Below are 3,554 nucleotides of genomic sequence, written 5' to 3'. Positions count from 1 at the left end.
TAGTTCTTATTTGATTATATGGCTGGTTCTTGCTGACTTAAACAATGAAAACTTCCCAGACCCCAGATAATATCTGTTGAATCTATACCGACTACTTTTCTGTCTGGAAATGCTTTTTGAATAATATCCAAAGCTATCGGATCATTCACATCTCTGAAAGTAGGTACTACAACAGATTTATTCGCAATATAAAAATTAGCATAAGAGGCTGGTAAACGTGTATCCTCATAAATTACAGGTGAAGGCATGGGCAGCTCGATAATGTTCAGTGGCTCGCCATTGAGCAAACGCATTTCCTTCAGCGCTTCCAGATTTTCCTGTAACAGAAGGTAGTTTTCGTCCAGCGGATTACTTTCTACAACAGTTAATACCGTATTCTCGTTCACAAATCTGGTGATATCGTCAATATGTCCATCGGTGTCATCTCCAACGATCCCATCTCCGAGCCATAATATTTGTTCGGCGCCATAAAAAGACTTTAAATAGTCTTCTATTTGTTCTTTATTTAAATGAGGATTACGGTTTTCATTTAATAAACATGCGGTTGTTGTTAAAATAGTGCCTGCACCATTGAATTCTACAGAACCACCTTCCATCACAATATCGGGGGTGTATAAAGACAGGTTGAAATGTTCTGCGATCTTGGTCGGAATCACATCGTCAAGATCAAATGGCGGATATTTACCACCCCAGGCATTATAACCCCAGTCTACAACGGCTTTCTGTCTAGCCTCAGCATTCAACAAAAAAGCAGGTCCGTGGTCCCGGCACCAGGCATCATTTGTAGGATGAAAATAGAATTCAATATTAGATAAGTCTGCTCCAGCCTTTTCCAGTTCAGCAACAGCAAAAGCTTTCGTGGCTTCATCATTAATATTAATCCGTACTTTCTCTCCTTCTGCTACGATTTTTATAAATGCGCAATAAGGTGCATAAATTGTTTCTATCTTTCCTGGCCATGACGCTTCTTTATGCGGCCAGCTTAGCCAGGTCGCTTCATGCGGTGCCCATTCTGCAGGAAAAGCAAACCCTGCTTGCTTTGGGGTATCCTTAAATAGATTCGTCATCTATATATCTTTTTGTAATTTGTGAATAACTATCAATTCGTCTGTCTCTTAAAAAAGGCCAGTGCGTTCTGTAGCTGTCTGACTTGGACAGATCCAGTTCTACTACTTTTAATTCTTCTGCATTGTGGGAAGCCTGGTATAAGAGGGTTCCAAATGGATTGGATACGAAAGATCCACCCCAGAACTCCACTCCAGCCTCTTCACCAACACGATTAATGCTAACCACCGGGACACCATTAGCAATTGCATGGGAGCGCTGTATAGTTTGCCAGGCATTGTATTGTTCCTTATTGGTTTCACTGTCCTGTGTTGTTGCCCAGCCTATTGCGGTTGGATAAACCAGGAAGTCTGCCCCCATTAATGCAGTTAAGCGGGCCGCTTCGGGATACCACTGATCCCAGCATATTAAAACTCCGATCTTCGCGAATTTTGTTTTGAATACTTTGTAGCCTAAATCACCCGGCGTGAAATAGAACTTTTCATAAAAGCCAGGATCGTCCGGAATATGCATTTTACGATACTTACCCAAATAAGTTCCATCAGCATCTAAAACTGCAGTTGTATTGTGATACAATCCTTCAGCTCTTTTTTCAAACAGAGAGGCCACAATGACCACATTCAGTTCAGCTGCTACTTTAGAAAGCACATCTGTTGACGGGCCCGGAATCGCTTCTGCAAGTTTAAAGTTCTCGTAGTTCTCTTCGTCACAAAAATAAAGAGAAGTAAATAGTTCCTGTAAACAAACTACTTGTGCACCTTGTGCTGCTATCTCCCGGATTTTAACAACCGCTTTATCTAAATTTTCCTGTTTATTACTGGTACAGCTCATCTGCACCAATCCAACTTGTACTTTAGCCATTCTTCAAAAAATTATACTGCAAAGTTAACCAAAAAGGTCGAAGCTAAAAGGATAAACCTGAAAGCCTTGACCAGCTCAGGAGAAATCGCATCCTCAACGGATTTATAATTACAATCCATTATATTTTATGAAAGATGATGATATATATTTGTTTATTTACTTTAAAATTAATCATAAGGAAAATAAACACCGCAAAAGAAAAAACACGTATTTAACTGTATTCCAGTTAAAAAAAGAGAAAACACCGATTTATTTAAGTTACCTTGTCTTTTGTACTTTATCAAAAGTAAATCTTAATAAAAAAATAAATAAGAATTTGTTTCTTTTTTATTTTTTTATTAAGTTTAATCAACATAACCAAATATAGTTGATTAGATATGCCTGCGCCTACTGAAAAAAGTCAACAACTGAGAGCAGAGATCATTAAAGAACTCTACCATAAAAAAGTGCTCTCTCTAAAAGAATTAAGTGAACTTACTAAGAAAAGTTTACCACTGGTTACCTCTGTGGTGAATAGCCTCATCGAAGAAGAGTACATTATAGAGCAAGGGTTAGCGCCCTCCACAGGAGGACGAAGACCACATCTATTCTTATTAAATCATCAAAAACAAAAATTCCTGGCGGCTGTAGCCATGGATCAGATGATCAGCCAAATGGCAATCTATGACCTTTCCGGACAGTCCGTTTATGGTGTACAACAGATTAATCTGGATATATCGTCGCCAGAAGCGACAAATATTTTAACAGATTTTATAGAAAAGAACCTACAGCAGTCTGGACTGGATTATAAAGATATCTTAGGTGTTGGAATTGGTATGCCAGGATTCGTTAATGAAGCTGAGGGCGTAAATGAATCTTATTTAATTGCGGAAGGCTCCAATCTTCGGGATCTGCTTACTCAAAGATTAAAATTACCTGTTTACCTAGACAATGATTCCAGTTTAATAGCAATGGCTGAACTGCGCTTTGGGGCTTCTGTTGGTAAAAAAGACGTTATGGTGGTTAATATCGGATGGGGTACTGGCCTTGGGATTATTGTTGATGGAAAACTCTATAGGGGTAGTACAGGATATGCTGGCGAATTTAGCCATATCCCATTGTCAAATTCCAACAACTTGTGTGCCTGCGGTAAAAGGGGCTGTCTGGAAGTAGATACTTCTCTTCTGGTGATGGTAGATAAAGCAAAAAAAGAGATATCCGGTGGAGCCGCATCCAGTATGAAGCAATTGTTTAATGACAATGCGAAAGAGGCGGCCGAACATTTCCTGGATGCAGTAGTCAAACAGGATCCATTGGCTGTATCCATATTGTCGGGTGCTGCTTTCCAGATTGGAAAAGGATTGGCCGTACTGATCCATATTATGAACCCGGAACAGATTGTTTTAAGCGGAAGAGGGGCCCGGGCGGGGAAAATGCTTTTACCCTCTATACAGCAAGCTATTAATGAGTTTTGTATTCCAAGAATTTCTGAACAAACGCAGATCGCCTTGTCAAAACTCGGGGAACAGGCAGAATTGCTCGCTGCAGCAAGTTTACTGGTAGAAAAAAGTCAATTTAACTAACAACATAATCAAAGTTAAACCAATGCCTATGCAAAAATAAAACTCAGCGACACATCCTATCTGTTA

Annotated in this window: 3 protein-coding genes; 1 reads left to right on the top strand and 2 read right to left on the bottom strand. The window is 39.5% G+C overall.

Features of this window, described 5'->3' with window-relative positions; genetic code table 11:
• Nucleotides 1-14 precede the first annotated feature (14 nt).
• Both VNZ46_RS27835 and VNZ46_RS27830 read right to left on the bottom strand, forming a co-directional pair.
• Nucleotides 15-1,067: an agmatine deiminase family protein gene (locus tag VNZ46_RS27835; RefSeq protein WP_325564720.1), complete on the bottom strand. Its 1,053-nt coding sequence runs from the start codon at nt 1,065-1,067 to the stop codon at nt 15-17.
• Complete coding sequence (locus tag VNZ46_RS27830; protein WP_325564718.1) at nt 1,051-1,926, bottom strand: carbon-nitrogen hydrolase; 876 nt, start codon at nt 1,924-1,926, stop codon at nt 1,051-1,053. Before VNZ46_RS27830 ends, VNZ46_RS27835 begins: the two co-directional genes overlap by 17 nt.
• A gap of 377 nt (nt 1,927-2,303) precedes the next feature.
• On the opposite strand from VNZ46_RS27830, the gene VNZ46_RS27825 reads away from it, so the two are divergent.
• Nucleotides 2,304-3,488, top strand: coding sequence for an ROK family protein (locus VNZ46_RS27825; RefSeq protein ID WP_325564716.1), 1,185 nt, complete (start codon nt 2,304-2,306; stop codon nt 3,486-3,488).
• Nucleotides 3,489-3,554: the final 66 nt, after the last annotated feature.

The sequence above is a fragment of the Pedobacter sp. genome (genome assembly GCF_035566355.1).
Classification (GTDB): Bacteria; Bacteroidota; Bacteroidia; order Sphingobacteriales; family Sphingobacteriaceae; genus Pedobacter.
Note: the sequence above shows the minus strand (reverse complement) of the source record. Positions and strands in the feature narration are given on the sequence as shown.

What these genes read in the sequence shown, in the direction of transcription:
- VNZ46_RS27830 (WP_325564718.1), bottom strand. Translation starts at nt 1,926, where the DNA reads ATGGCTAAAGTACAAGTTGGATTGGTGCAGATGAGCTGTACCAGTAAT.
- VNZ46_RS27825 (WP_325564716.1), top strand. Translation starts at nt 2,304, where the DNA reads ATGCCTGCGCCTACTGAAAAAAGTCAACAACTGAGAGCAGAGATCATT.
- VNZ46_RS27835 (WP_325564720.1), bottom strand. Translation starts at nt 1,067, where the DNA reads ATGACGAATCTATTTAAGGATACCCCAAAGCAAGCAGGGTTTGCTTTT.